At 36.9% G+C, this 2,910-nt stretch carries 3 protein-coding genes; all 3 read left to right on the top strand.

The window, feature by feature from the left end:
• The first annotated feature begins 290 nt into the window (after positions 1–290).
• Entirely contained in the window at positions 291–599 is a 309-nt protein-coding gene (locus SORDD24_RS02915) for a DUF5592 family protein (RefSeq protein ID WP_061407255.1), read from the top strand.
• Positions 599–1,246, top strand: a complete 648-nt coding sequence (locus tag SORDD24_RS02910) for a hypothetical protein (RefSeq protein ID WP_000985686.1) — start codon at positions 599–601, stop codon at positions 1,244–1,246. The genes SORDD24_RS02915 and SORDD24_RS02910 overlap by 1 nt, the downstream gene beginning before the upstream one ends.
• Before the next feature lie 10 nt (positions 1,247–1,256).
• Positions 1,257–2,910 (top strand): virulence factor (locus tag SORDD24_RS02905; protein ID WP_061407254.1); only part of this gene is annotated, 1,654 nt, incomplete at its 3' end.

The raw sequence follows: 2,910 nt of genomic DNA, 5'->3' as shown, positions 1-2,910 counted from the left end.
GACACAAGCAGTTGGATCTTTTTGATCCAGATAAACGGTCTAAAAAGCATGATGCAGCGCTTAGAAGAATATCAGACGGTCAATCCATCACTTTCCTTTCTGAAGAATCATTCTTTGATTTAGTCAAGAAGTCTCAAGATTGAGGCTTCTTTTATTGTTCAAAAAAGTATATAACTTTTTGTACAATTCTTTCCTGAAGGATGATGGTGAAAATGCTATTGTCCCTTTAAAAGATATTTTCGATTATTCATTATAATGTGAGTGTCAAAACAAATGTAAAGGAGAAATCAATGTACAGTGAAAAATACGGTGTACCTAGAGATATCTATGCCAAAGTCAAGATTATAGGCCTTCTTATCCTGGATATTGCTTTTGTAGGAATTACTGGAGTAATCGCTTTGAGCGTTGGCTTAAAAATCTTTCCCAAAAGCCAGTGGATACAGATGTTCGCATTCATTTTTTTAACACCAGTTCTGAGTTTGTATCTGGTGTTACCAGCTAACGGTGGCAAAAAGAATTGGCACAGCATGTTTCTTTTCTTCAGACGAAGAAGAAAACGTTATATTAGCTTGAATTATATCAGAAGGAGAAAACCATAATGGCGATTAAACAAATTCAACCCTCAAAAAACGAGAAACGCCCTCTGGGACGTCTTCAAGAAACAAAGAAACAAACGCAGGAATATTTTGATTTACATTCTTGCGTTGAGTTGTTAGATGTAAAATCAATCATTCCAAACAGCCAGGCTTATATCCAGTTAGTTGATTATGGCTACTTGCAGCTGATGGAGATACCAGGTAAAGATTTAGGATCGATGTCTTATAACGAGGTTATGAGAACCATTGAAAATTTTGAAACCTGGTTGACTCGATTTGGATCGAATATCCAAGTGGAGACGACAACTTTACCAACAAATACAGATACGCAAATTTCTGACTTGCGCCATCATTTGGATTTAGTGCGACAAGAAATGTCTAAGTTATCAATAAATGATAGACGTTTTTTACAACTCAAGGATCGTGAAATTTGGCTTCAAAGCCAAATTAAAGTTGAAGAAAGCATCCGACAAGAAGTCTATAATACAGAGTTCATACTGTGGCTATTTGCACCTACAACAACCGAATTGGACGAATTGGTTCGTAAGGCTAAAACCTATGGAAATAATGATTTTGTTCCACAAGATATCAGCTACAGGAAGAAAATTCAGATTATAAAGCAATACAACAATATGAATGAGAAAGTGTAGGAGAGATAGCATGCCTGATTTATCAAAACGTAGACAAAGACAATTAAAGAATGAAGGATATGACCTTGCTTTCCTTAGCCAGATTCAACCGCAAGGAAATATTGATTTTAAAAAGGATGATCGTTTCTGGATAAGTGGAGATGGATGCCATACGGTCTTACACTATTATGAGTATCCAACTGAAGGAATGGATCGTTTTTGGCTTTCTGAATTGTTGTTGCTTCCTGGAACACGTTCCTTCCTGTCACTGTACAAGGAGGATAATAGACAGCTTCAAAAAGAGATTGAGGACTCTATTGAAGAGAAGTCAACACGGATTACAAACAATAGCAAACTAACCAATAATCGGAAAGAACTAGATGAGATTGACAATCTTAATAAACTAAGCCGTGAAATTGATAAGCGGAATATAGCTATGTATGGGATGTATATTCGTGTCTTTGTGTTTGCATCAATCAAAGAAGAGTTATTCAAGAAGGTTGAAGAAGTCAAAGACAAAACGTCGAAATTCAAATCCACTATTCTGTCTGGAGAATTAGATTTTGAATACCATGCTCCATTTATTCCAGCCGAATATCAGATTGATTTGCCCAATCATCGAAGAGGGATACCGACTCCAGCTCACTCAATAGCTGGTGGATATTTCTTTAATCATACGAAGCTAGAAGATGAGAAAGGCTTCTATCTTGGATGGACTCCAACGAACGGAGCGGTAAATTTCAATTTTCTAGAACGTGACGAGAAAAGAACACGATCCTTTATGATCCTATCTGGAAATCCAAAGATGGGACAACGATCTTTTCTTATGAAACACACAGACGGTCTCTATGCGAAGGGGCATTATATTCGTAACTTTGATGCTACTGGCCAGTTTCTTGATCAGACACGAAAACAACATGGATTGATTCTTGATTTATCAGGTGAAGCTAACCGTATCAATATTTTCCAGGTATTTCCAACAGTAACCAATGAAGCAGGAACTGAAATCGATAAGAAAAAATCTTACAACCTTCATATCGAAAAACTGAAGAGTATCTATAAACTTCTGAATAATGAAGTGACAGGAGACGATTTAATCACATTTGGAACTCTCCTGAATGAGTTTTACATTGAAGAAAATTTGTGGGCTCGAAATCCTTCATTGAATCCAGAAAAACTGAAAGCGACGGATATTGTGAAGGAAGAGTATCCTATTCTGTCTGATTTTATTTTGTTTGTTGATGCCTACAAACGTCGACTGGAACAAACTAGTGCGGATAAAGCCGAACACAAGGCTGTTAAGCGTATTTACAATACGTTTAACGAACTATTGACAACAAACGCAGAAATTTTCGAGGGAACAACCGAATTTCAAGATATTTCTTCAGAGCAAGTTGTAACATTTGACTTCTCAGGGTTGAAGAACGCCCCTCATTTGTTAAATGTTCAGATATTCTCTGTTCTTTCACTTGTCTCAGCTGATATTGTCAATAACGGAAAACGCTGTAAGCAATTACTGAAGAGACGTCCTGACTTAACGGAGATGGATATGCAGCACTATATTGTCAATATTAGTGGGGCACAGACACTCATTGACCCTAAGCATGAAAGTAGTGTCAACCTTCTGGCTGATATGATTGATACAATGGGCGAAAACTTTGCTGGTGTTGTATTGTCTGTTAATT

The sequence above is a fragment of the Streptococcus oralis genome (assembly GCF_001579175.1).
Taxonomy (GTDB): domain Bacteria; phylum Bacillota; class Bacilli; order Lactobacillales; family Streptococcaceae; genus Streptococcus; species Streptococcus oralis_O.
The sequence above is the reverse complement of the archived record's forward strand: the minus strand, read 5'-3'. Positions and strand labels throughout refer to the sequence as shown.

What these genes read in the sequence shown, in the direction of transcription:
- SORDD24_RS02915 (WP_061407255.1), top strand. Translation starts at nt 291, where the DNA reads ATGTACAGTGAAAAATACGGTGTACCTAGAGATATCTATGCCAAAGTC.
- SORDD24_RS02910 (WP_000985686.1), top strand. Translation starts at nt 599, where the DNA reads ATGGCGATTAAACAAATTCAACCCTCAAAAAACGAGAAACGCCCTCTG.